Annotated in this window: 20 protein-coding genes; 9 read left to right on the forward strand and 11 right to left on the reverse strand. The window is 66.8% G+C overall.

Annotated elements, in window-relative coordinates; translation table 11 throughout:
• Positions 1-31 precede the first annotated feature (31 nt).
• From AC1DOP_RS02870 to AC1DOP_RS02890, 5 genes are all read right to left on the reverse strand, one after another.
• On the reverse strand, positions 32-1,840 hold the full coding sequence (locus AC1DOP_RS02870) for a glycoside hydrolase family 2 protein (RefSeq protein ID WP_442122573.1): 1,809 nt from the start codon (positions 1,838-1,840) through the stop codon (positions 32-34).
• Entirely contained in the window at positions 1,827-2,927 is a 1,101-nt protein-coding gene (galK, locus tag AC1DOP_RS02875; protein ID WP_477249700.1) for a galactokinase, read from the reverse strand. Before galK ends, AC1DOP_RS02870 begins: the two co-directional genes overlap by 14 nt.
• The gene (locus AC1DOP_RS02880) at positions 2,924-4,027 is read right to left on the reverse strand and encodes a M24 family metallopeptidase (protein WP_477249702.1); all 1,104 of its coding nucleotides are present in this window, start codon (positions 4,025-4,027) and stop codon (positions 2,924-2,926) included. Before AC1DOP_RS02880 ends, galK begins: the two co-directional genes overlap by 4 nt.
• Positions 4,024-5,136, reverse strand: coding sequence for a galactose-1-phosphate uridylyltransferase (gene galT / locus AC1DOP_RS02885; RefSeq protein ID WP_442122570.1), 1,113 nt, complete (start codon positions 5,134-5,136; stop codon positions 4,024-4,026). Before galT ends, AC1DOP_RS02880 begins: the two co-directional genes overlap by 4 nt.
• 326 nt (positions 5,137-5,462) lie before the next feature.
• Positions 5,463-7,010, reverse strand: a complete 1,548-nt coding sequence (locus tag AC1DOP_RS02890; protein WP_477249705.1) for a dipeptidase — start codon at positions 7,008-7,010, stop codon at positions 5,463-5,465.
• Positions 7,011-7,136: 126 nt separating this feature from the next.
• On the opposite strand from AC1DOP_RS02890, the gene AC1DOP_RS02895 reads away from it, so the two are divergent.
• Entirely contained in the window at positions 7,137-7,994 is an 858-nt protein-coding gene (locus AC1DOP_RS02895) for a pirin family protein (protein WP_442122568.1), read from the forward strand.
• Between the two features lie 63 nt (positions 7,995-8,057).
• Here AC1DOP_RS02895 and AC1DOP_RS02900 read toward each other — a convergent pair whose 3' ends face one another.
• Positions 8,058-8,426 (reverse strand): hypothetical protein, encoded by a 369-nt coding sequence (locus tag AC1DOP_RS02900; RefSeq protein WP_442122567.1) that lies wholly within the window; start codon positions 8,424-8,426, stop codon positions 8,058-8,060.
• A 236-nt stretch (positions 8,427-8,662) separates the two neighbouring features.
• Positions 8,663-9,580 (reverse strand): LysR family transcriptional regulator, encoded by a 918-nt coding sequence (locus tag AC1DOP_RS02905; RefSeq protein ID WP_442122622.1) that lies wholly within the window; start codon positions 9,578-9,580, stop codon positions 8,663-8,665.
• Between the two features lie 95 nt (positions 9,581-9,675).
• On the opposite strand from AC1DOP_RS02905, the gene lhgO reads away from it, so the two are divergent.
• The 4 genes from lhgO (at position 9,676) to moaA (ending at position 14,515) form a co-directional block, all read left to right on the forward strand.
• A complete protein-coding gene (gene lhgO, locus AC1DOP_RS02910; RefSeq protein ID WP_442122566.1) occupies positions 9,676-10,884 on the forward strand; it encodes an L-2-hydroxyglutarate oxidase in 1,209 nt (402 codons plus the stop codon).
• 78 nt (positions 10,885-10,962) lie between these two features.
• Positions 10,963-12,270, forward strand: coding sequence for an MFS transporter (locus AC1DOP_RS02915; RefSeq protein WP_477249708.1), 1,308 nt, complete (start codon positions 10,963-10,965; stop codon positions 12,268-12,270).
• Between the two features lie 94 nt (positions 12,271-12,364).
• A complete protein-coding gene (locus AC1DOP_RS02920) occupies positions 12,365-13,387 on the forward strand; it encodes an asparaginase (RefSeq protein WP_477249710.1) in 1,023 nt (340 codons plus the stop codon).
• Between the two features lie 78 nt (positions 13,388-13,465).
• Complete coding sequence (moaA, locus tag AC1DOP_RS02925; protein ID WP_477249712.1) at positions 13,466-14,515, forward strand: GTP 3',8-cyclase MoaA; 1,050 nt, start codon at positions 13,466-13,468, stop codon at positions 14,513-14,515.
• 6 nt (positions 14,516-14,521) lie between these two features.
• Here the strand turns inward: moaA and AC1DOP_RS02930 are convergent, their stop codons facing one another.
• Positions 14,522-14,791, reverse strand: coding sequence for an ArsR family transcriptional regulator (locus tag AC1DOP_RS02930; RefSeq protein WP_442122562.1), 270 nt, complete (start codon positions 14,789-14,791; stop codon positions 14,522-14,524).
• Positions 14,792-15,022: 231 nt separating this feature from the next.
• Complete coding sequence (locus AC1DOP_RS02935; RefSeq protein WP_477249715.1) at positions 15,023-16,501, reverse strand: aminotransferase-like domain-containing protein; 1,479 nt, start codon at positions 16,499-16,501, stop codon at positions 15,023-15,025.
• Positions 16,502-16,640: 139 nt separating this feature from the next.
• Here AC1DOP_RS02935 and AC1DOP_RS02940 point away from each other — a divergent pair, with 139 nt between their 5' ends.
• Positions 16,641-18,944 carry an FdhF/YdeP family oxidoreductase gene (locus tag AC1DOP_RS02940; RefSeq protein WP_442122560.1) on the forward strand — a complete coding sequence of 768 codons (2,304 nt, stop codon included), beginning with the start codon at positions 16,641-16,643 and terminating at the stop codon, positions 18,942-18,944.
• A 91-nt stretch (positions 18,945-19,035) separates the two neighbouring features.
• Positions 19,036-21,195 (forward strand): TonB-dependent receptor plug domain-containing protein, encoded by a 2,160-nt coding sequence (locus tag AC1DOP_RS02945; RefSeq protein WP_477249717.1) that lies wholly within the window; start codon positions 19,036-19,038, stop codon positions 21,193-21,195.
• Between the two features lie 19 nt (positions 21,196-21,214).
• Here AC1DOP_RS02945 and fdhD read toward each other — a convergent pair whose 3' ends face one another.
• Together fdhD and AC1DOP_RS02955 are read right to left on the reverse strand one after the other, a co-directional pair.
• Positions 21,215-22,033 (reverse strand): formate dehydrogenase accessory sulfurtransferase FdhD, encoded by an 819-nt coding sequence (gene fdhD, locus AC1DOP_RS02950; RefSeq protein ID WP_477249720.1) that lies wholly within the window; start codon positions 22,031-22,033, stop codon positions 21,215-21,217.
• Positions 22,034-22,106: 73 nt separating this feature from the next.
• Positions 22,107-22,964 carry a hypothetical protein gene (locus tag AC1DOP_RS02955; protein ID WP_442122557.1) on the reverse strand — a complete coding sequence of 286 codons (858 nt, stop codon included), beginning with the start codon at positions 22,962-22,964 and terminating at the stop codon, positions 22,107-22,109.
• A 106-nt stretch (positions 22,965-23,070) separates the two neighbouring features.
• On the opposite strand from AC1DOP_RS02955, the gene AC1DOP_RS02960 reads away from it, so the two are divergent.
• Positions 23,071-23,520, forward strand: a complete 450-nt coding sequence (locus tag AC1DOP_RS02960) for a MarR family winged helix-turn-helix transcriptional regulator (protein WP_442122556.1) — start codon at positions 23,071-23,073, stop codon at positions 23,518-23,520.
• A 56-nt stretch (positions 23,521-23,576) separates the two neighbouring features.
• Complete coding sequence (locus AC1DOP_RS02965) at positions 23,577-25,076, forward strand: MDR family MFS transporter (RefSeq protein WP_477250105.1); 1,500 nt, start codon at positions 23,577-23,579, stop codon at positions 25,074-25,076.
• Positions 25,077-25,080: the final 4 nt, after the last annotated feature.

Genomic DNA, 25,080 nt, shown 5'->3' on the forward strand with positions numbered 1-25,080 from the left:
TTTCGAGGCCCCTGTAACTGTGTAAAGCACGTCAGGCGCCGCCTTGTCCTTTACCCTCCTTCTCAGGGTCTTGCGGGTGCAGCGGGACGTTGCGGGTTGCGGCGCTGATCACCTCGAAAGGCAGCTTGGGGGTACGGTCGGCGTTGAGCAGGCCGTTGGCTTCCTGGAAGGTGTCGGCGAACTGGGTGTAGCAGAAGCCGCTGAACATGAAGGTCTCGTTGACCACTTTCAGCAGGCGTTGGTACAGCGAGTGATAACTCTCGGCCGTATGGGCACGGGTATAGCCCCAGGTGCCGTCCTCGGGGGTCGCGTTCGGATCGAAGGCGATGCCGCCGAATTCGGTCAGCACGATGGGCTGGCCGCGATGCGGGAAGCCGTCCAGCGTCAGGATGCGTCCGCCGGGACGGCGCTGATCGAACAGCGTGCGCACGGGGTCGCTGACCTCGTAGCGTGCCTTGATCTTTTCCGGATCGCTGTCGTAGTCGTGGATGCCCAGGATGTCGGTGGCCGAGGCTTCCCAGCCGTCGTTGCCGATCACCGGGCGGGTCGCGTCGAGGGTGCGCGTCAGGTGGTACAGCGCCTCGACCGCGTTGCGGTGCGCCTGGGTCAGCGTCAGGTTCGGCACGCCCCAGGATTCATTGAACGGCACCCACACGATGATGCAGGGGTGGCTGTAGTCGCGTTCGATGGCCTCGGTCCATTCCTTGACGATGCGCTTGATCGCATGCGGACTGAAGCGGTAAGCCGAGGGCATCTCTTCCCATACCAGCAGGCCCAGCTTGTCGGCCCAGTACAGGTAGCGCGGATCCTCGATCTTCTGGTGCTTGCGCACGCCGTTGAAGCCCATCAGCTTGGCCAGTTCGACGTCGCGCTTGAGGTGCTCGTCGCTTGGTGCGGTCAAGAAGGACTCGGTCCAGTAGCCCTGGTCCAGCACCAGGCGCAGCGGGTAGGGACGGCCATTCAGCAGCAGGCGGTCGCGGTTGATGTGGAAGGCGCGCAAGGCGGTATACGACTTGATGTGGTCGACCACCTGGTCGCCGCAGCGCAGGATCACCTCGGCGTCCAGCAGGGTCGGCCGCTCGGGGCTCCACAGCAACTCGTTCCGCGAATCGTCGATGCCGGGGTCGGACAGCGCGATCTTGCGGTTCGCCTCGCCCTGCAGCAGCTTGTAGTGATCGTCCGCCATCAGGATATCGCCATGCCAGATCTTGACCTCGACGAACATGTTCTCCTGGATGTCGCCGCCGGCGAATACCTCGCAGCCGATCTCGAAGGTCTCGAAGATCGGGGTCCAGCGCAGGCTCCTGATGAAGGTGCGCGAGACCTGCTCGACCCACACGGTCTGCCAGATGCCGGTGGTGCGCGGATACCAGATCGAGTGCGGCTCCAGCAGCCAGTCCTGCTTGCCGCGCGGCTTGGCCAGCTCGGCCGGATCGTCCTCGACGAACACGGTCACGACCTGCCTGCCGTCCGCCTTCAGCGCCTGCGTGATGTCGGCCGAGAACGGCGTGTGGCCTCCCTCGTGCTCGGCCACCAGTTGGCCGTTGACCCAGACCCGGGCGAAGTAGTCCACCGCGCCGAAGTGCAGGATCGTGCGCTGCTCGGATGGTTTCAGCTCGAAGTCGCGCTCGTACCAGCAGAAGCGGTGGAAGCCGGTGTCCTGGATGCCCGACATTTCGGTTTCCGGCGCGAAGGGCACGTTGATCTCATGGGTCCAGCCGGTCACGCCGTCCGGCATCCTGCAGCTCACCTCGTCGTCGAAACGGAAGCGCCACTTGCCGTTCAGGTTGATCCAATTGTCGCGTACCAGCTGGGGGCGGGGGTACTCAAACTGGCTCATTGTTTTCCTTTCCTTGGGCGGGAACCGGGATCAGGATGCGTCCCTTGCGTCCCTCTTTGTTGTAGTTGGAGAGTGCGGTTCGTGCCGCCTCTTGCGCCTGGCCGGCGCGGCACAGCGCCACGCAGGCGCCGCCGAAGCCGGCCCCGGTCAGGCGTGCGCCGAGCACGCCCGGCGCGGCGCGCAGGGCATCCACCAGCAGGTCCAGTTCGCGGATCGAGACTTCGTAGTCGTCGCGCAGGCTGTCGTGCGAGGCGTTCATCAGTTCGCCGAAACGCTCGGCCGATACGCCCTTTGCAGCTTCCAGCACGCGCAGGTCTTCCAGTACCACGTGGCGCGCGCGGCGGCGCAGCGGCTCGGGCAGCTGCTCGACGAGCTGCGGGTCGGTGACGTCGCGCAGGGCCTTGACACCCAGCTTGCGCGAGGCTTCCTCGCATTCGGAGCGGCGCTCGTTGTACTTGCTGGCGGCCAGGGTGCGCGGCACGCCGGAATCAATGACGATCAGCTCGCTCCCGGCCGGCATCTGGACCAGCCGGTGCTCCAGCGTGCGGGCGTCGATGAACAACATGCTGCGCTCGTCGCACAGGCTGGACGCCATCTGGTCCATGATGCCGCAGTTGACGTGGGCATAGTCGATCTCGGCGCGCTGGGCGATCTGGGCCAGCTTGACGTCGTCGAGCGAGAAGCCGAGCAGCTGGCGCAACGCGCGCAGGGTCGCGACTTCGAGCGCCGCCGAGGACGACAGGCCGGAACCGACCGGCAGCTCGGTGGTGACGAACACGCGCAGCGGCGGGATCTCGACCCCGGTGGCCTCGACCAGGCGGATGCAGCCTTCGATATAGCTGCCGAAGCCCTGCGGCGCGCTGCCGCCCTTCGCCGCGAAGGTCACGTTGCCGTCCAGGGTGCCGGAATACAGGTGGTGCTGGTCGTCCTGGCTGTGCGCCAGCGCCACCGAGGTGCGCTGGGGCGTGGCGACCGGCAGCATGAAGCCGTCGTTGTAGTCCGTGTGTTCGCCCAGCAGGTTGACCCGGCCGGGAGCCGATGCGCACGCCTCCGGGGCGCCGCCGAAGAAGGTTTCTGCACTTGTCATGTCAACTCCAGCCAAAGCGGCCGCACACGGCCGCCGATGTTCGCCGCCGGCCACTGCGGGTCGAGCGTCAGGTTTTCCAGCCCGTTCGCGCCGAGCAGGAAACTGTCCTCGATCACCATGCCCTCGAAGCCGGGGTTGAATGCGAAGGCCATGCCGGTCTCCAGTCCGGTCGCGGTGCTGGGGCTGACGGCGAGTTCGCAGGCCTGGTAGCCGGCGATGCCGCCCAGGCGCCGTTCGCGGATCGCATCCGGCCGGTTGGAGTGGCGATAGGCGGCGTCGAAGGCGTGATACACCGCCGCCAGCGACTGCCCGGGGCGTACCGCGTCCAGTCCGGTCGCCTCCAGGCGCAGCAGCTCCTGCTGGACGCCAGGCGCCGGCCCGAAGCTGGCCGAACGGGACAACCTGGCGATCAGGCCGTGCCTGCGCGCGCAGCAGGACAGCGTAGCGCGCGCGCCGATGGTTTCATGCGAAGGCGTGGGCCGGCGCCACTGCCCCATCCGGCGTTCGCCGGCGGCCAGCACCAGCGCCGGCTCGATCCCGCGCCGCAGCAGGGCGCGCGCGCCCTCCCCCGCCAGCCGGTATTCGGTCCAGTCAGGGCGCGCAGCGCGCAGCGCTTCGCCGATCGCCTCGGCCGTTTCGCGGCCCAGCCGGCGGTAGCGTTCACTTTCCTCCACGCCCAGCACCATGCGGCGCAGCTTCAGGCTGGCGGGCAGCGCCAGTTCGCCGTTGTGCGGACGGTCGGACAGCACGGCGCGACCGGCGGCCGCGCCCAGCGCATAGGTCTCGTGCAGCTCGGGCTCGGTCCAGGGCGCGATGTGGAAGGTGAAGCCGGCCGGAATCTCTTCCTGGCGCAGGCGCTCGGCCTCGACCTCGTCGGTGAGCACGCAGGCTTCCTCGGGCGTGACCAGGAGTTCGGCCACGCAGGCCTCGCAGCCTTCCGGCGCGAACGGCGCGCCGCCCGCCGTCGCCCAGGCGAACCAGCCGGCGCCGCGCAGGCGGATTGCACCGGCGCCCGCCTGGGCCAGCGCTTCGCGCAGCAGGGCCAGCTTGGCGGCGGCTTCCGCGCCGCGCACCGCCAGCGGATCGGCGCTCACGCTCATGCGCCATCCTCCAGGTTCACTTCGACCTGCTGCAGCTCGTAGGCCGTGGTTTCGGGCAGCACGTCCATCGCGAACATGCCGGCCGCCAGCTCGGTGCCGGCCAGGTACTTCAGGCGGTCGCGGGTGCGGTACGGCGGATAGAACTGGCAGTGCAGCTGGGTTTCCGGATGCTCGGCGCCGTCGGTGGGCGCCTGGTACCACGCCATCAGGTAGGGGAAAGGCCGGTCCCACAGATTGTCGAACTTGAGCAGCACCGTCTTCAAGGCGCGCGCCAGGCTCGCGCGCTGCGGCGGGGTGAGCGCGGCGAAGTCCTTGCAGGGGGCGGTCGGCATCACCCACACCTCGTAGGGATAGCGGGCGCAGGCCGGCACGAAGGCGATCGCATGCTCGTCCTGGAACAGCACGCGCTTGCCGTCGGCGGCTTCGTCGCGCGCCATGTCGCACAGCAGGCTGGAGCCGTGCTGCAGGTAGTACTCGCGTTCCTGGGCCAGCTGGCGCGCCGGCACCGAGGGCACGAAGGGATAGCAGTAGATCTGGCCGTGCGGATGGTGCAGGGTCACGCCGACCTCCGCGCCGCGGTTCTCGAACGGCAGCACGTACTGGATGTGCTGGCGGCCGCCGATGCGGGTGGTGCGGTCGCCCCACACCTGCAGCAGCAGCTCGATGCGCGACAGCGGCAGCCGGCCCAGCGCGGCCTGCGGATCCTGGGTGAACACCACCACTTCGCAATGGCCGTTGGCCGGCGCGGTCGGCACCGTCAGCACCGGCGGATCGTGGGAATCCAGCGCCAGCGACGGGAAGCGGTTGTCGAACACCGCGATCTCGTAATCGCCGGCCGGCATCTCGGTCGGGTGCTGGGGGTCGCTGGTCGGGGCCAGCGGATTGTACTGCGGCGGCGGCTGGTAAGTCCTGTTTTGCCGGAACGCCGCATAGGTGACCCACTCGCCGCGCAGCGGATGCCAGCGCAGGTGCGGATTCGCATGTTGCGGGTCGGGAAATGGGCTCGGCGCAACCAGGCCGGCCGGGATCGGCTTGTTACTGTAGAGGGTGAGTGGGCGTCCGTCTGGCTTTACGAGTTCTTGGATGTGCATGGCGATGATGGCGGTCATGTCGGGTCAGTGACCGATCCTATCATGGCGTTTTCGACACATTTTCCAAGTGTCAGTGCAGGGTTTTCCGGCCATCAACAAGCTCATGCGGAAGGCTTCCGGCAAGCACAGGCTCGGGCGCCCACTCTCCTAGGGAGAGCGTGGAACGAGGGCAGTTTTCCCCTATGAAGCGGGACCCCTTGTAGGCTTAGACCTACAGAACGATTAGAAAATTTCGCAGATTTTGGCGAGGCTTCCGCCTACATGTCAAAACGCGGGATCGAAGCGGGCGGCGGGGGTCGGAAGCGGTCCCGGACGCATCGCCGCGGGACCGCGATGGTGAATTCTTACTGCGCGAGTTCGGCCAGTACGGCCGTGTACATCTCGAGGTTCAGCAAGAGTTGCTTGAGGGTGATGCACTCGTGCTCCGAATGGCCGGTGTAGACCGTGCGCGGCATCGCCGGGCCGAAGCTGACGGCGCGCGGGAACAGGCGCGAGTTGGTGCCGCCGCCGACCGCGACCGGCTTCGGATCCTTCACGCCCGTAAAGTACGAGAACACCTTCATCAGCACCGGCAGCTGCGGCGCGTCCTGCTGGATCCAGGGCTCGCCGATCTGCACCTTCACATCGGCCAGCTGCATCGCGCCGTGCGCGCCCTGCCATTGCGCCAGCGCGGCGTTGATCTCGTTGGAGAGCTGCTGCGCGGTCTTGCCCTGCGGGCGGCGGATGTTGATCGACAGCTCGGGACCGTCCCCCTTCTGGCGGATCACGGTCGGGGCGAAGGTCATCGGCCCCATGAAGCCGTCGCGGTAGGCGATGTTGCCGAACTTCTCGCCGTAGTAGCCGGTGCCGACCATCTCGTTGAGGAAGTTGACCAGGGCGCCGGCAGGCGTGTCGGGCCAGGCCTGCACGGCCAGCGCGTCGGCCAACATGCTGATCGCGTTCAGGCCATCCTCGGGTTTGGACGAATGCGCCGACACGCCCTTGGCCGCGATCTCCAGCTCGCCGCCCTTGCGTTCGAAGGTGTAGCGCATGCCGGTCTGCTTCGCGGCGCGCTGCCTGATCTGGGTTTCGAGCGCCGGGCTGGCGTTGGCGATGGTCGCCTGCGCGTCCTCGGGGATCTGGCTGCCGAAGAAGCCGCCGCCGAACTGCGCAACGACAGGCGAATCCTGCGCCGGCTGCGCGCCCTTCGGGAAGGTGACGGCGACCGTGCCGTAGCCCTTTTCCGCCGTCACCGCCGGGTACTCGGCGTCCAGGGTGATGTTCACCTGCGGCAGCGGATGGGTCTTCACGAAAGCGGCCAGCGGCTCCCAGTCCGATTCCTCGGCCATGTAGACGTAGAGCTCGATGCGCCTGGACAGCGGCAGCTGCAGGTCCTTCAGCGACTTCATCGCATACAGGGCGGTGGCGATCGGGCCCTTGTCGTCCTCGGCGCCGCGCGCCAGCAGCTTGCCCGGTTCGCTGGTGCGGTCCAGTTCGAAGGGCGACTTCTTCCACTTCGACGGGTCGACCGGCTGCACGTCGCCGTGCGCGATCATGCCCACGCGCTCGGCGGCGTCGGGCGCGCCCAGTCCGATCACGACCACGTGGCCGTAGTCGGCGAAATCGAGGCCGAGGCGCGCCGCCTCCGCCTTCAGGAAATTCTTGAAGCCGATGTGCTGGGGGTTGCGCTCGACGGGCAGGTCCTTGTCGGCCACCGTGTTGTAGCTGACCAGTTTGGCGAGGGTGTCGACGACGTCGTCGCGGTAGGCGGTGACGGCGTGCTTGGCGGCCTTGACCGCGGCCTCGCCCGGTACGGCGGGCGCGGCGGGTGTCGCGGGTACGGCATTGACGGCGGCGGCGGTGCCGGCGGCGAAGGCCAGCAGCAGGCAGGCCAGGGTCTTTCTTGTTTTCATTGAAGCTTGTCTCCTTGTTGCAAAAGCGCAAGGAGTCTAGCACGGCCTCAGCGGGCCGGCGCGCGCCGCCGGCAGCGCGGAATCGGTTATCGTATGGGGAAACGAACAACAGCAAAAAGGACAGGCATGAGCTACAAGACCATCCAGCGGCTGCACCCGGCCATGCGCGACGATATCGGCGACCTGATCACCCAGCGCCCGGTGCCGGGCCCGCACATCGACCAGGTCGATCCCTTCCTGTTCCTCAACCACCACGGTCCCCAGGTCTACCCGCCGCACAACGGCGGCCTGCCCTTCGGCCCGCATCCGCACCGCGGCTTCGAGACCGTCACCTTCATCCTCGACGGCATGCTGGCCCACCGCGACAGCGCCGGCCACGAAAGCGTGATCGGCCCCGGCGGCGTGCAATGGATGACGGCGGGACGCGGCATCGTGCACGCCGAGATCTCGCCGCGCGAATTCATGCAGAACGGCGGCCCGCTCGAGATTTTGCAGCTGTGGGTGAACCTGCCCCCTGGCTTGAAGATGACGGCGCCGCGCTACGTCGGCCTGCAGCGCGACCAGATCCCGGTGGTGGAAACCGACACCGGGCGGGTGCGCGTGCATCTGGTGTCGGGCGAATTCCAGGGCGTCAAGGGCCCGGTCGAATCCCTGACCGGGGTCTTCATGAGCACCGTGGAGATGCAGGCGGGCGGCCGCCTCTACCTCGACAATCTGCTGGACCGCAGCGTCTTCCTGTACGTGGTGCGCGGCGTCATCAGCATTGCGCCGGACACCGTCGGCCCCTTCCACCTGGCCCAATTCGACACCGTCGGCGACGAACTGGAAATCATCGCGGAAAAGGACTGCCTGCTGCTGCTCGGGCACGCCGAACCGATCGGCGAGCCGGTCGTCGCACACGGCCCCTTCGTGATGAACACCCGCGAAGAGATCAACCAGGCGATCCTGGATTACCAGGCGGGACGCTTCGGGGATCCCTTCTGAGGAATGAATCGCCGGCCCGGTCCCATCGGCCAGGCCGGCCGCTTGATGTGTCCGTACAAGGTATCAGCGGCGGAACTGGGTCAGCTGCACGTTGTCCGGGAAAGCCTCTTCGTCGATCTCCACCCGTGCGCCGCTGTTTTTCGCCACGAACTCGGTGCGCGACAGGGGGAGCAGTTGTTCGCGCTTGCCGTCGACTTCCATGAACATCTTGCTGTCGCGGCTGGTCAGGCGCAGCATGCGGCCATCCTTCAGCTTGAAGGAGCCGGTGGCGTCCGCGGCCTGGCCCGGCGTCAGGTGGATCAGCTGGCTGGTATTGCCGTACACGGTCACGGTGCTGCCGTCGGCGCTGACGGCCACCGGTGCGGGTTCGGCCAGGGCCAGGGTCGAGACTGCGGCGGCGCCGATGAAGGCCAGGACTTGTTTGATGCGCATGATTGCTCCCATTCACTATTCGATATAAATCACGGACCGAAGGCGCCTCATCAAAACAATTTATGATCGCGCTACGGGTCCACCGTTTTTCATATCGCCGCATCCCAAAATGTGCGGCGAGTGATGGAAGTGTATTCAGGCCCTCGACAAGCGTCAGCCGGTATCCGCCGAAGCGTCGAAAACGCGGGATGAAATGCCGAAAACCGGCGCCAAAGCGTTGGCAATATGTATAGAAATCAGACCAGCAAAGGCAGGCGCGCGTCGGCGGAAAAGTCCACCGCACTCCTCGCCCGCGCCAGCATCTGGTCGACCAGGGGGCGCGAATCGCCGCGCCGCCACTGGAAGGAATAGGTGAGCGGCCTCGGCACGTGCTCGTCGCTCAGGATGCACACGAGGCCCTCGCCTACCAGCTTGCGCGCCCATGCCTCGGGCAGAATGCCCACGCCGACCGATGCGATCAGCATCCCGGCAATCGCACCCCAGTTGTTGCAGCTGATCCGTTCAACCGCCGCGATCCCGTGCGCCAGCAGCCAGTCGTCGATCAGGCGCGTGGTCCCGGCGCCGGGCGGCAAGGCAATGATCGGCTGCCTGGCCCGGATCATCCCGGGCACGCTCCCATACTGCGCCGCCGCCGCCGGTGTTGCCGTCCATACGAACTGCGCCTGCGCGATCGGCTGCGACAGCATGGTCTGGCGCGACGAGCGGCCGGCGATGATGGCGAAGTCGAGCTCGCCGTTATCCACCTTCGCCTCGAGCACTGCGCCAACGTCGACATAAGGTTCCAGCACCAGCTTCGGGTACTGCGCCCTTGCCTGCGCGATGAAACGGGGCAGCCAGGTCAGGGCGCTGAGCTCACCGACACCGAAGGCGCAGCGGCCGACCAGGCCTGCGCCCGGCGCGAAGGTATTGCGGATGCCGGCGGCGGCATCGAGCAAGTCCAGCGCCCGCGGCAACAGGCCTTGCCCAGCCTCCGTCATGACCGCGCGATGGCCGCTGCGATCGAACAGGCTCACGCCGAGCGACTCTTCGAGCTCGGCAATACGCTTGGACAGCGAAGAGACCGACAGGTGCAGGCGCTCGGCCGCGATGGCGAAATTCGCGCAGCTTGCCGCCCAATAGAAAGCCTCGAGTTGTTTGAACGTCATTGCCAGCATTTGTTCGACAAAAGGAAACAAGTTTATCTGAAATTTTTCGCTTTTCATCGATATTCATGCCGCTAACATGCGAGTGTCATTCTCGAAAGGTGTGTATGAGCAAGAAGCGCTATGCCGTCATTGGCGGCGGTATCAATGGACTGTCGGTGGCCCGGCAATTGTTGCTGGACGATCCGGACGCCTCGGTCACGGTATTCGAAAAAGAGACGGCGGTTGCGCAGCACCAGTCGAGCCATAACTCCGGCGTGGTGCACGCCGGCCTGTACTACGAACCCGGCGGCCTCAAGGCGCGCCTGTGCCGCCGCGGCGTCGAACTGGTCAGGAACTACTGCCTCGAACATGCCATCCCCTACGACGAGTGCGGCAAAGTGGTCGTCGCCCTCAACGAGGAAGAACTGCCGCGCCTCGATGCCATCTACAAGAAATCGCTGAACAACAAGGTGCCCGGCGTGCGCATGGTCGGCCCGGAAGAGCTGCGCGAGATCGAGCCGAACTGCATCGGCATCCGCGCCCTGCATTCGCCGCATACCGCCATCGTCAGTTACGGGCAGATCGCCCGCCGCATCGCCCAGGAGATCGAGGAAAAAGGCGGCAGCATCCGCCTGAATGCACCGGTATCCCGCCTGATCGAACGCGGCGGCCAGATCCATGTCGAACTCGAGAGCGGTGAAGTGCATCCCGGGCATTTCGACTTCGCAATCGCCTGCTCCGGCCTCCAGTCGGACCGCCTGGCCCAGCGCTCCGGAGACGAGGCGACCCCGAAAATCGTGCCTTTCTTCGGCCAGTACTACGTCATCGACGAGGCCTTCAAGTCGCACGTCAAAGGTCTGATCTATCCGGTCCCCGACCCGCGCTTCCCCTTCCTCGGTGTGCATTTCACGAAGCGCATCGACGGCCAGATGACCATCGGCCCGAACGCCTTCATCTCGCTCGGCCGGGAAAATTACGACGGCAAGCGTTTCAGCGCGCGCGATATCGCCGACTTCCTCACCTATGCCGGCTTCTGGAAATTTGCATCGCGTAATGTGCCCGCCACGCTGCGCGAACTGAAGACGGTCCTCAGCGAATCGGTGTTCGTGCGCGAAGCCGCCAAGTATGTACCGAGCCTGTCCGAGGTCGGCGTGACCCCGGCCGTGCGCGGCATCCGGGCCCAGGCCATGCAGGGCGATGGCTCCCTGGTGGACGATTTCGTCATCCGCCGCCAGGGAAATATCACGCACATCCGCAACGCACCGTCGCCGGGCGCCACCTCGTCGATGGCGATTGCCGAGTACATCGTGCGCGAAGTGATTCCCGGCCGCTGAATCGCGGCCCGCCAGCGATTCTATTCAACAGATACCAGATAACACATAACAACCAGGATCCAAGGAGACATTATGGAGATGCGCAAACCCGATTGGGAAACGCCAGAACAGGCGGCCAGCCGCCTGAAGCGGGTGGCAACCGCGACCATCGTCGGCTCGATGCTCGAGTGGTACGACTTTTATTTGTACGCGACGATGGCATCGATCGTCTTCAGCAAGGTGTTCTTCGATGCGTCGAATCCGTCGACCGCGTCGATGATGGCATTTTCCACCTTCGCCATCGGCTTCGTGGCGCGCCCGCTCGGCGGCGTGTTGTTCGGCTACTTCGGCGACCGCTTCGGCCGCAAGAAGCTGCTTTACGTGACCTTCTTCCTGATGGGTGTCTGCACGACCGCCATCGGCCTGATTCCTTCCTACGCAACGATCGGCTTCTGGGCCCCGTTGCTGCTGGTCGTCATCCGTATCCTGCAGGGCCTGGGCGCCGGCGCCGAATTTGCCGGCGCCTCCGTGACCTCGTACGAGCATGCCAGCGACGACAGGCGCGGCCGCCAGGGCTCCTGGCCGGCGCTCGGCCTGAACCTCGGCCTCCTGCTGTCGTCCTTCACGGTCTACCTGCTGACCCTCGGCGGCGACAAATTCCTGCAGAGCGGCGGCTGGCGCATCCCCTTCCTGCTCAGCTCCGTGCTGGTGATGGTCGGCATCTGGGTCCGCAAGCGCCTGCCGGAAACGCCGGAATTTGACCGGGCTGCAGCCGGCGGCGCCGAGAAAAAGCCGTTCAAGGAACTGTTCGGCACGAACCGCGCCGGCCTGATGGTCGTCTTCCTGGTGGCGATCGGCTACAACGCCCTGAGCTACATCTTCAAGACCTTCTCGCTGGCCTATCTGACCCAGTTCAAGGGCGTCTCCGCGAACGTGACTTCGCTGTCGGTAACGCTCGCGAGCCTGGTTGCCATCGTCGCCGTGCCGACCTTCGGCTGGCTGTGCGACAAGTACAGCAGCAAGAAGGTGCTGATCGTCGGCGGCCTGCTGTCGGCACTGTTCGCCTATCCCTTCATGGCGCTGCTGGCCAGCGGCCAGAATTCGCTGATCTACGCCGCCCTGATCGTCGGCACCGGCATCCTGGCGCCGATGATGTTCGCGCCGCAAGGCTCCTTCCTCAGCCGCCAGTTCTCGGTGCAGAGCCGCTCCACCGGCATGGGCGCGGCCCGCGAAATCGGCACCGCGATCGCCGGCGGACTCGCGCCATTGTGGGCGCTGTCCATGGTCGCCAGCTCGCCCGGCCATGCCACCGGGGGCGTCGTCCTGATCCTGGCCGCTTCGGGCCTGATCCTCTCGCTGGGCTCGGCATTCGACCAGGGACACCGCTTCAGCAAGCACAAGAACTGAGCAGGATTGCCGCAGATGCATGGGTTTTCGCGTCCTGCGCGCCCCGGTGCGAATATCCGCTAGAGTTTCGGAATCGATCATCAGGACGACACCCATGCATCCAGTCCCCCTCGTCGCCACCAGCCGTGGCTATCCGGAGACCGGCTACCCGGTCGAGAACATCCATTTCGGTTCGATCGCCGTGGTCGACGCCGCCGGCCGCCTGCTGTACTCCAGCGGCGATCCCGACGCCATGGTCTTCACGCGGTCGGCGCTGAAGCCCTTCCAGGCCCTGCCCTTCATGCTGGCCGACGGCCCGGCGCGCCTTGGCCTCACGCTCGACGAACTGGCCCTGCTGTGCGCCAGCCACTCGGGCGAGGAAAAGCACCTGGCGGGCGTCCAGTCCATCCTCGGCAAGATCGGCCTCGACGAGACCCACCTCGAATGCGGCTGCGCCACCCCGCTATACTACGACGCGGTCGGCCTGCCGCCCCCGGCCGGGCGGCGCTGGCGCACGGTCCACCACAACTGCTCGGGCAAGCACAGCGGCTTCCTGGCCTGGTGCCGCCTGCACGACGTACCGACCGCCGGCTATGTCGGCCCCGGCCACCCGCTGCAGCAGGCGATCCGCGCCACACTGGCCGAGGCCGTGCAGATGAACGAGGACAAGCTGCCGACCGGGATCGACGGCTGCTCGGCGCCCAACTATGCGATGCCGCTGGCGCGCCTGGCCCACCTGTATGCGCGCCTGGCGCAAGGCGGCCGCGATGCGCGCCTGGGCAGCGTGCTGGGCGACCTGTTCGATGCGATGACCAAGCGGCCCGACCTGGTGTCCGGCGAGGCGCGCACCGACCTCGCCTGGATGACGGCCGGCCGCGGCGACTGGGTGGCGAAGATCGGCGCCGACGCGGTGCAGGCGATCGGCGTGCGCTCGGCCGGCATCGGCATCGCGATCAAGGTCGCGGACGGCGCCGTGCGCGCCCTGCATCCGTCCACCTTCAGCGCGCTCGAGCAGCTCGGCCTGCTGGACGCGCAGCGCCGCGAACTGCTCGAACCCTGGCGCGCGCCGGCGATCCTGAATGCGCGCGGCATGCCGGCCGGCGAGGTGCGCGCCGTGTTCACCCTGCAGCCGGGCTGACGCCAGCGGAACTGTACTGCCTGCGCCCAGGCCCGACTGTATGCACGCGGTGCGCGCAAGCGCTGCTATCCTCGCCGCATGAATCCATTCCTGCCCGCGACGGGCCTCACCGACACCTTGATGCGCCCCCTCAAGGACTTGCGGCTATCTGTCATCGACCAGTGCAACTTCCGCTGTACCTACTGCATGCCCAAGGAGGTCTTCACGCGCGACTACCCTTTCCTGCGCGCGGCAGAGCGCCTGTCCTTCGACGAGATGACGACGCTTGCCAGGACCTTCGTCGGCCTGGGAGTGGAAAAGATCCGGATCACCGGCGGCGAGCCGCTGCTGCGCAAGGACCTGCCGCGCCTCGTCGAAGCGCTGGCGCGACTGGAGACACCGGCCGGCAAGCCGGTCGAGATCGCGATGACGACCAACGGCGCCCTGCTCGCGGCGCAGGCGCGCGCGCTCAGGGATGCGGGCCTGGGCCGCGTGACCGTCAGCCTCGACGCGCTCGACGATGCCGTGTTCCGCGCCATGAACGACGTCGACTTCCCGGTCGCCCGGGTGCTCGACGGGATCGAGGCCGCGCAGGCCGCCGGACTGGCGCCGGTGAAGGTGAACGCGGTGATCAGCAGGACCCGCAACGCGCACCAGGTCCTGCCGCTGGCGCGCCATTTCCGCCACAGCGGCGTCAATCTGCGCTTCATCGAATACATGGACGTCGGCGGCGCCGAAGGCTGGCGGCTCGACCAGGTGGTGACCGCGGCGGAGATGCGCGCACTGATCGACAGCGAGTTCGCGCTGGTCCCGCAGCCGGGGCATGCCAGCGATACCGCCAACGGCTTTCGCTACGCCGACGGCGGCGGCGAGGTCGGATTCATCGCCAGCGTATCGAAGCCGTTTTGCGGCGACTGCACCCGCGCCCGCGTCAGCGCCGACGGCAAGCTGTTCCTGTGCCTGTTCGCGGCGCGTTCGGTCGACTTGCGTCCTTGGCTGCGTGCCGGCCGGACCGGCCAGCTGGCGCAGACGATCCGCGCCAGCTGGAGCACGCGCGCCGACCGCTATTCGGAACAGCGCGGCGCGCTGCGAAGGCACGGCGGTGCGGGACGCTATCCGGTAGTCCGCATGTCGCTGGTCGGAGGATAAGAGCTCTCAGGCGCCGAACCAGCCGGCGCACAGCTCGCGCCCGGCCGCCGTCAGCGTCACGCTGCCGCCGCCCTCCTCGTGCGCCGCCACCTGCACCCAGCCGGCCTCGGACAGCAGGCTCAGTTGCCGCGTCAGGACGCTCATCGGGCGCCGCGTGCGCTTGCTGGCCCGCGCCAGCGAACAGGACCTGGACGGCGCCTCCTGCGCCATCCGCCACAGCTGTTCGAGCAGGCCGGCCAAGGCCGCCTCGCCCTCGTTCATTTGTTCATTGCTCATGTCCATCGCCGCAGCATACTGCGGCCAGCCCGGGGGCAAGGAATACAGATGCATCGGGACAGGACGGACACAGCGCTCGGGCGACTGTATCCTTTTCATGTGAGCAGTTCTGTACCGCAGAGCAGGTTACGGCTGCGCCGACACTAGCGGCCTTTTGCGGTATCCGAAAGCTCTACCATGTTCGACACGACGATTGACCAGCTCGCCGACTCCGGCGCCGCTGCGCGAACGCTAGGAAGCGTCCCCGGCCAGTTCGGCCACCAGGCGGCCGAGCCGCTTCACCGCGGCTTCGACGCGGGCGCTCCACGGGTAGCTGTAGTTCAGCCGGATGAAATGATCGAAGCTGCCGCGCGCCGAGAACATATTCCCGGGGCCGACCGTGATCCTCTCTTCGAGCGCGCGCGCATACAGCGTCATCGCATCGACCCCGCCGGGCAGCTCCACCCACAGCACATAGCCGCCCTTCGGCTCGCTCACCCGCGTTCCTTCCGGGAAGAAGCGCAGCACGGCCGCGGACATGATCCGCGCCTGCTGCGCGAAGGCCTTGCGCATCTTGCGCAGGTGGGCGTCATAGCCGTCGTTCTGCAGGTATTCGGCGATCGCCAGTTGCGGCAGCGAGGAGGTCGCCAGGGTATTCAGGAACTTCAGCTTTTCCACCTCGGCCGTGTAGCGGCCCGGCAGGCACCAGCCGATCCGGTAGGCCGCCGTCAGGCTCTTCGAGAACGAGGCGCAATGCAGCACCAGCCCCCTGGTGTCGAAGGACTTCAGCGAGGTCGGATGGCTGTCGCCGTAATACAGCTCGTGGTAGACGTCGTTCTCGATGACCGGGATCCCGTGCGTCCCCAGCAGCTCGACCAGCGCGCGCTTGCGCTCGTCGCTCATCTGGAAACCGAGCGGATTCTGGAAGTTCGGCATCACCATGCAGGCGGCGATCTTCTGGCTGGCGATGACTTCGGCCAGCGCCTCGAGATCGATGCCCTCCTTCCGATCCGTCACCACCTCCACGGCGCGCATCCCGAGCCGCTCGATCGCATGCAGCATGGCGTAGTAGGTCGGCGACTCGACCGCGATGGTGTCGCCCGGCCGCGCCACCGCCTGCAGGCACAGGTTGATCGCCTCGGTCGCCCCGACCGTGACGATGATCTCGCCCGGATCGACCGCGAGGCCGTTCTCGAGGTGGCGGCGGGCGATCTGCCGGATCAGCTGCGGATGCCCCGGCGGCAGGTCGTTCATCACGCTCCACTCCTGGTGGCGGCGCGCGATCGCATTGGCGTACTGGCTGAGGCGCTTCCACGGGTAGCTGGACGGATCCGCATACGGCGATCCGAGCGGCACCGCGCCGCCGGTGTGGATCGAGCGCAGGGTCTTGAGCACCAGCCGGCTGACGTCGACCTCGGACGACAGCATCAGCGGCGCAGGGACGTGCGACGGCGGCGCCGCCGGCTTGACGCGCGGGCGCACGAAATAGCCGGATTGCGGCCGGCTCTCGACGATGCCGCGGCTTTCGAGCAGCACGTAGGCCCGCAGCACCGTGGTGATGCTCAGGTTGTGATGCTGGCTGGTCTGGCGTATCGAGGGGATTTTTTCGCCTTCGAGCAGGACGCCGCTGGCGATCTGGCTCTCGATTTCCGCGGCGAGGGTTTCATACAGTGTGGGCACGCCGGCAGTATAGCCGAAGGGCTGCGGCGCTGCCGGAGGCTGCCGTTCCATGTTCCGTACTGTGCTCCTGTCAACAGGAGGATTGTGTGCACGCTGCCGTCGGGTAAGCGGGCGTACTCTGTCGACTCGACTCGGACCGGCACCACGTCGCGCCGGCCGTGTCGCCAGATACAGGAGTACAGGAGTAATCGTGGGAAAACAAAACAACGAAGGTTTCGTCGCGCCCTACACCCATGCCGCCGCCGGCTGGGGTGCGGTCAAGCAGGTGGCGATCAACCTGTTCAGGGAAAAGGTCAGCGGCAGCAATTACAAGACGCTGTTCAGGCAGAACCAGCCGGACGGCTTCGACTGTCCGGGCTGCGCCTGGCCGGACCGCGCGCATGCATCGACCTTCGAATTCTGCGAGAACGGCGTGAAGGCGGTCGCCGCTGAAGCGACCAGCAAGCGCGTCGGTCCGGATTTCTTCGCGCGCCACACCGTGGCCGAACTGATGCGGCAATCGGACTATGAACTGGAGCAGCACGGCCGCCTGACGGACCCGTTGGTCTACGACGGCGCCAGCGACAAATACGTGCCGATCGCCTGGGCGGACGCCTTCGCCCTGGTCGGGCGCCACTTGCAGGCCCTGCCCGACCCGAACCAGGCCGCCTTCTACACCTCCGGCCGCGCCAGCAACGAGGCGGCCTTCCTGTTCCAGCTGTTCGTGCGCCTGTACGGCACCAACAACTTTCCCGACTGCTCGAACATGTGCCACGAGCCGACCAGCCGCGGCCTGCCCGGCACGGTGGGCATCGGCAAGGGCACCGTCACCCTGGAAGACTTCGAACAAGCCGACACCCTGCTGATCTTCGGCCAGAACCCGGCCACCAACCACCCGCGCATGCTGGGCGAGCTGCGCGCCTGCGCCAAGCGCGGCGCCACCATCGTCTCGATCAACCCGCTCAAGGAACGCGGCCTGGAACGCTTCACCGACCCGCAGGCCCCGCTCGAGATGCTGACCAATTCCAGCACCAGGATCGGCACCCTGTTCGTGCAGCCGAAGCTGGCCGGCGACCTGGCCCTGATCAAGGGCGTCGCCAAGCGCGTGATCGAACTGGACGACGCCGCCCTCGAAGCCGGCCTGGCGCGCGTCATCGACGCCGGCTTCATCGCCCGCCACACCACCGGCTTCGAGGCCTTCGCCGCCGACCTGCGGGCCGAGAGCTGGGACGACATCCTGACGGAGTCCGGGGTCGCGCGCGCGCGGCTGGAGGAGCTGGCCCAGGTCTACGTCAAGGGCAAGCGCGTGATCGCGACCTGGGGCATGGGCCTTACCCAGCACAAGAATTCGCTGGCGGCGGTGCAGCTGCTGTCCAACCTCATGATGATGCGCGGAAATATCGGCCGTCCCGGCGCCGGCCTGTGCCCGGTGCGCGGCCACTCCAACGTGCAGGGCGACCGCACCGTCGGCATCGAGGAGCAGCCCTCCCAGGCCTTCCTCGACCGCCTCGGCAAGGCCTTCGACTTCGAGCCGCCGCGCCACCACGGCTACGACGTGGTCGAGACCATCAAGGCGATGCTGGACGGCCGGGTCAAGGTCTTCATCGGCCTGGGCGGCAACTTCGCCATCGCCACCCCGGACACCCCGCTCACCTTCCAGGCCCTGCGATCCTGCGCGCTGACGGTGCACGTGACCACCAAGCTGAATCGCAGCCACCTGGTGCACGGCCAGGACGCCCTGATCCTGCCGACCCTGGGACGCACCGAGATCGACCTGCAGCAGGGCGTCGCGCAAGGCGTGACGGTCGAGGATTCGATGAGCATGGTGCACATCTCCTACGGCATGAACAAGCCGGCCTCGCCCAACCTGCTGTCCGAACCGGCGATCGTCGCCGGCATGGCCGCGGCGACCCTGGGCAGCACCAAGGTCGACTGGAACTGGCATGTGGCCGACTACGCGCGCATCCGCGATGCCATCGAGCGCTCGATCGCCGGCTTCCAGGAGTACAACGCGCGGGTGGCGGTGCCCGGCGGCTTCCATTTGAAGGTCGCCTCGCGCGAGCGCGAATGGGTCACGGCCAGCGGCAAGGCGCAGTTCGTGGTGCAGGAAATCGACAAGGACACGCCGATCCACCGCGCGCGCGCGCGCCACGGCGAGCGCCTTCTGGTGCTGATGACGACCCGCTCGCACGACCAGTACAACACCACGATCTACGGCATGGACGACCGCTACCGCGGCGTGTTCGGCATGCGCCGGGTCTTGTTTGCCAACCGGCTCGACCTGAAGATGCTCGGCTTGCAGAACGGCCAGTGGGTCGACATCACCAGCGTATGGGATGACGGCGTCGAACGCCGCGCCGAGCGCTTCATGCTGGTCGAATACGACATCCCGCGCGGCTGCCTGGGCGCCTACTACCCCGAGACCAATGCGCTGGTGCCGCTCGACAGCGTGGCGACCGGCGCCGGCACGCCGACCTCGAAATCGATTCCGGTGCTGCTCAGCGCCTGCGCATAAGGGTAGTCAACGAAAGTTCTTGTTGCTAGTAATTTATAGTGCTATTGTTTAGCACATTAATTACTATACAACACCCCTCTTTCATATGCAGATGAAAAAACTGGCGGCGGCACTTTCCGTGGCGCTGGCTGCGGCATCCGCGCATGCCCGGCAAGCCGCGAGCGACGGCGACGGCAAGCAAGCGCAGGGCAGCACCGTGCAGCAGGTCGAGGTACGCGGCGCGTTCGACGCCTACGACCCACGCCGCGACGATACCGCCGCCAGGATCGTCATCAACCATGACGAGATCGTCCGCCACGGCGACACCAGCATCCTCGACGTGCTCAAGCGCGTGCCCGGCATCACGATCAGCGGTAGTGGTGGGCGCGGCAGCGAAGTGCAGATGCGCGGCCTGGGCAAGGGCTATACGCAGATCCTGATCAACGGCGAACGCGCGCCAAACGGCTTCACGCTGGACTCCCTGGCGCCCGACTTGATCGAACGCATCGAGGTGCTGCGCGCCGCGAGCGCCGAGTTCTCGACCCAGGGTATCGCCGGCACCATCAACATCGTGCTGAAGAAAACCGTGAAGGCCGGCCAGCGCCAGCTGAAGCTGGGCTTCGAGCGCGCCAACTGGACGCTCGGCCCGAACGCCAACCTGCAGATGTCCGACAAGGCCGGCAAACTGGCCTGGTCGATCACCGCCAACTACGCCCACCAGCATCTGGACCGCACCGTGCTGAGCGACCAGGAATTCGACGACGCGGCGGGCAAGCTGCTTGGCCTGCGCCAGGGCCGCCAGTTCGAATCGGGACGCTTCTCGAGCTACAACCTGAGCCCGCGCCTGATCTGGACCCTGGACAACGGCGACACCGTGACCTCGCAAACGCTGGTGAACGTCGGCCGCTTCGAAAACGACAACCGTACGCAGATCGCCGCCCTGCTGGGTAGCCCGCCCTTTTATCCCGACCTCCGGCAGACCATGAGCAACGACTACAAGATGCTGCGCGAGGAGGGCAACTGGGTGCACAAATTCGATTCCGGCGCCAAGCTCGATGCGAAGCTGAGCGCGACCGTCGGCGCGGGGGCGAACGCGACCTATCGCGCCGCGGATCCGGATCTGCATGAACTGGTCCAGTCGAACGCGACCTTCCGCGAGGTCAACACGATGGGCAAGTTCACCAGCGCGAGCTGGGAAGGCCATGCGCTGGCCTTCGGCTGGGATGGCGGGGTGCAGCACGAGAACGATGCGCGGCGCGATCGCGATTCGGTGCGGCCGACCGTGCCTCTGCCGGGTGGCGACGAGTTCTACATCGCCGACCTCACGCGCCTGGCGCTGTACGCCCAGGACGAGTGGAACGTCACGCCGCGCTGGTCGGTGTACCTGGGCGCGCGCTGGGAAGGCATCCAGACCCGCATCGCCGGCAACACCTTCGCGACGGTGCATAAGCGATCGAGCGTCTGGAGCCCGCTGTTCCAGACCTTGTACAAGCTGCCCGGGTCCAACGGCGACCAGCTGCGCTTCGCGCTAACCCGCACCTACAAGGCACCGAACTTGCAAGCCATGATCCCGCACCGCTTCACTTCGGTCAACAACGACCAGACCCAGCCCGACGACACCGGCAACCCGGACCTGAAACCGGAACTGGCGCTCGGCATCGACGCCGCCTACGAACACTACTGGGCCGAGGGTGCGCTGCTGTCGGCGGCTGTCTCGGCACGCAACATCGACAACAACACGCGCCTCCAGACCGTGTTCGACGGTACCCGCTGGGTCACGCGTCCGGTCAACACCGGCAGCGCGCGGGCGAGGAGCATCGAATTGGAAGCCAAGTTCCCGCTGAAGGCGCTGTTCGAAACCACCACCGCGCTCGACCTGCGCGCCAGCGTGTCGCGCAACTGGTCCAGCGTCGACAACGTGCCGGGTCCGAACAACCGCCTGATGGGCCAGACGCCGTTTTCGAGCACGCTGGGCGCCGACTACAAGCGTGGCGCGTTCTCGGCCGGCGGCAGCTTCGCCTTCAAGACCGGCGGCGAAGTGCGGGTTTCGAACAATCAGCTGACCTACGAGAGCGTGCGCCGCAACCTCGACCTGTACGCCCTGTGGAAATTCGATCCCAAGCGCCAGTTGCGCATCGCCGCATCCAACCTGCTCGGCCAGGACAGCATCACTGCCAGCAGCTATACGGTGGCCGGCCAGGACACCCAGCGCAGTCGCACGGTCTATCCGGGTTCGGCGACCTTGCGCGCCACGCTGGAGACCAGGTTCTAACGGACCCGCCGAAGGGCAATCAAGTGTATTCGACGAAGCCGTCGCGGCGGCAGAAGCTGGCCAGCTTCAGGCCGGCCTGGGCCGCAATGTCGATCGCCAGCGAACTGGGCGCCGAGATCGTCGCCAGCAGCGGGATGCCCATGCGCGCGGTCTTGCGTGCGAGCTCGTAGCTGGCGCGGCTGGACATGAAGACGAAGCCGCCGCGCAGGTCGGCGCGCGCCAGGGCCAGGTGGCCGACCAGCTTGTCGAGCGCATTGTGGCGGCCGACGTCCTCGAACACGGCGGCGATCGCGCCGTCCAGCCCGCACCAGGCCGCCGCGTGCACGCCGCCGGTCTCCTGCATCAGGGTCTGGTGGCGCGGCAGTTCGGCGGCGGCGCGCGCGATGGCCGCGCCGGGGTCCGCCGGCAGCGCCGCCGGCGCCATCTTTTCCGGCGCCAGGTCGAGCAGTTCCAGGCTTTCGATGCCGCACACCCCGCAGCCGGTACGTCCGGCCAGCGCGCGGCGCCGTCCCTTCAGGCGCTGGAAGGCTTCCTGGGCCACGGTCAGCTCGACCTCGGCCGCGCGCGCATGCAGGCGCAGTTCGATGTCGTAGATCTGCGCACGGCTGTCGACCAGCCCTTCGGTCAGCGCGAAGCCGGCCGCGAAGGCCTCGAGGTCGCGCGGGGTGACCATCATGACCACCTGCGAAATGCCGTTCACCACCAGGGCCAGCGGCATCTCTTCGGCCACGCTGTCCTCGGCCGCGCCATGGCTGGCGCCGCGGTGGCGCACGATGGGCCGCAGCTGGAAGCCGGCCGGCTCCGCCCGCGCGGCGTGTTCTGCAATCGATTCTCTCATGTGCCCGATGGTAGCCTGACGGCATCCGGCGTGGCGCGCACAGAAGCCGGCGCGGCGCGGGAATACAGTTCGCTCAGGTGACTTCCAGGCGCAGGCGCTGGGTCAGCGCGTCGAGCACCTGGGCGTCGCTCCAGTAGACCGTGTGCGACAGCGGGTTCCAGCTCTTCAGGATCCAGGTCACCACGCCCTGCCCTGCATTGATCGCGCGGTCGTCGACCAGTTCGGCGTAGCCCGGCGAGAGCGGCTGCAGCGGCCAGCCCAGCGCGTCGTCGGGGTCATAGAAGTTGATCCACTCGAAGCCGGGCGTCGGCAGCGCGATCGGCTTGATGTCCATCTGCTTGTGGGCCGCGCAGAAGATCGGGATGTTGCAGCCGGTGGTGACGAAGGCGCTGCAGGTGGCGCCGGCCATGAAGTGCCGGTCGCTGTCGCTCAGGCGCGCCCCCAGCGCGCGCATGGCCCAGGCGTCGACGTCCTTCCACACCCCGGCCAGGACCTGGCCGCCCGCCAGCGCCTTCTGCGCATCGTAGATATAGCTGGACAGCACCTGGCAGCCCAGCGACTGCGCCAGGAACACCACCCGCGCCGACGGGTCCTGCCTGGCCACGCCCAGCAGCTGGCGCGCGATCGCCGCCTGCGCCAGTTCATACACCGAGCCGTCGATCTCCTTGCGGTTCTCCAGCCCGGCGGCGTCGCCGAAGCCGAACAGCAGGAAGCGGCGCAGGTCGGCATAGTGCAGGCGGGTGGTGTCGCTGACCCTGGCCCACACGGTTTCCTGGTTGGGCTTGAGGATGTCCTGGTAGTAGATCGAGCGGAAATCGACCTGGCCGGACAAGGGTCCCAGCCGTGCAGCCACGGCCTGGAACAGCTTTTCGGCGTAATCGCGCGGCGTCTCTCCCATGCCGTGGACGGTCAGCAATGCGGCTTGCGGCATCTTCCCTCCTCACTCATCGTTATGTCCATTCTGACACGACACGCTCTTTACAACTCAACTTGCATAAACTAAACTCGATAGATTCCTATCGATTCGAATTCTAACGATGAGCGATCTACCTGAATCTCCGATCGGAGAGCGCTTCTCCGCCGCCGTGCACAACACGGCGCGCGGCTGGCGCCTCCTGATCGACAAGCAACTGAAGCACCTGGGCATCGGCCAGGCCGGCTGGATGACCATCGCCATGATCGCCAAGTCGGGCGAGCCGATGTCGCAGCGCGCGCTGGCCGACCTGGTCGGCGTCGAAGGCCCGTCGATGGTGTCGATGCTCGACCGCCTCGAGCGCGAAGGCCTGGTCACGCGCGCGCCCTCGCCCACCGACCGCCGCGTCAAGCTGGTCCACCTGACCGATGCCGGCACCACCTTGTACAAGCAGGTGAAGGAGCAGGCCAATGCCGTGCGCCTGGCCCTGCTGGGCGACATCGACCCGGCCCGGCTCGAGGCCGCCACCGAGCTGCTGGAACTGCTGCGCGCGCGCATCGAGGAACAGCTGTGAGCGCAGCCACCGCGAACGCGGCGCCGGCCTCCGGGAATCCGCCGATCAACCGCACCATGATCACGATCTCGATCATGCTGGCGACCATCATCCAGGCGCTCGACGGCACCATCGCCAACGTCGCCCTGCCCCACATGCAGGGCGCGCTGTCGGCCTCCCAGGACCAGATCACCTGGGTGCTGACCTCCTTCATCGTGGCCGCCGCCATCGCCACCCCGCTGAACGGCTGGCTGGTCGACCGCTTCGGCCTGAAGAAGGTGTTCCTGGTCTCGGTGGCCGGCTTCACCATCGCCTCGGCCCTGTGCGGGCTATCGATGAACCTGACCGAGATCGTCGTCTCGCGCATGCTGCAGGGCGTGTTCGGCGCGGCCCTGGTGCCCCTGTCGCAGTCGGTCCTGCTCGACATCAATCCGAAAGAAAAGCACGGCTCGGCGATGGCGGTATGGGGCATGGGCGTGATGATCGGCCCCATCCTCGGCCCGACCCTGGGCGGCTGGCTGACCGACAGCTACAGCTGGCGCTGGGTCTTCTTCATCAACCTGCCGATCGGCGCGGTGGCCTTCTACGGCATCTGGCGCTACATCCACGCCACCACCGCCGCGCGCCGGGTGCGCTTCGACATGTTCGGCTTCGTCACTCTGTCGATCGCGATCGGCGCGCTGCAGATGCTGCTCGACCGCGGCGAACAGAACGACTGGTTCCAGTCGCTGGAGACCTGGGTCGAGCTGGTCATGCTGCTGCTGGCCGGCGCCTACTTCATCGGCCACACCCTGACGCGTCCGGCCGGCCAGTCCTTCGTCGACTTCCGCCTGCTCAAGAACAGCAACTACGTCACCGGCCTGCTGCTGATCTTCATCGTCGGCATGGTGCTGTTCGCGACCCGCGCGCTGATGCCGACCATGCTGCAGGGCCTGATGGGCTACCCGGCGGCGCTGGCCGGCCTGGTGACGGCGCCGTCCGGCCTGGGCACGATGGCGGCGATGCTGGTGGTGGGACGGCTCACCGGCAAGGTCGACTTCCGCCTGCTGCTGGGCGCCGGCTTCGCCATCACCGCGTTCTCGCTGTGGCAGATGACCCAGTACACGCTGGTGCTGTCGCAGTCCGACATCGTGTGGCCCGGCGTGATCCAGGGCGTGGGCCTGGGCCTGGTGTTCGTGCCGCTGTCGGCCGCCACCTTCGCCACCTTGTCGCAGCAGATGCGTGCGGAGGGTACGGCGCTGTACAGCCTGGTCCGCAACATCGGTTCCTCGATCGGCATCGCCATGGTGCAGGCCCTGCTGGTGCGTAACACCCAGATCGCCCACGCCTCGCTGACGACCCAGATCACGAATGCCAATCCGGCACTGAACGACCCGTCCAGCATCTACAACATGGGCAGCCAGCTCGGCGCCGCCATGATCAACAACGAGATCACGCGCCAGGCCTCGATGATCGCCTACGTCGACGACTACTGGCTGATGATGCTGCTCACCGCGGCCGTGATTCCGCTGCTGATCCTGATCCGTCCGCCGAAAGCTGCTTCAGCCCCGGCCCCGGTCGACGTGCACCTCGATTAATTTG

The sequence above is a fragment of the Massilia sp. 01N410 genome, assembly GCF_056399665.1.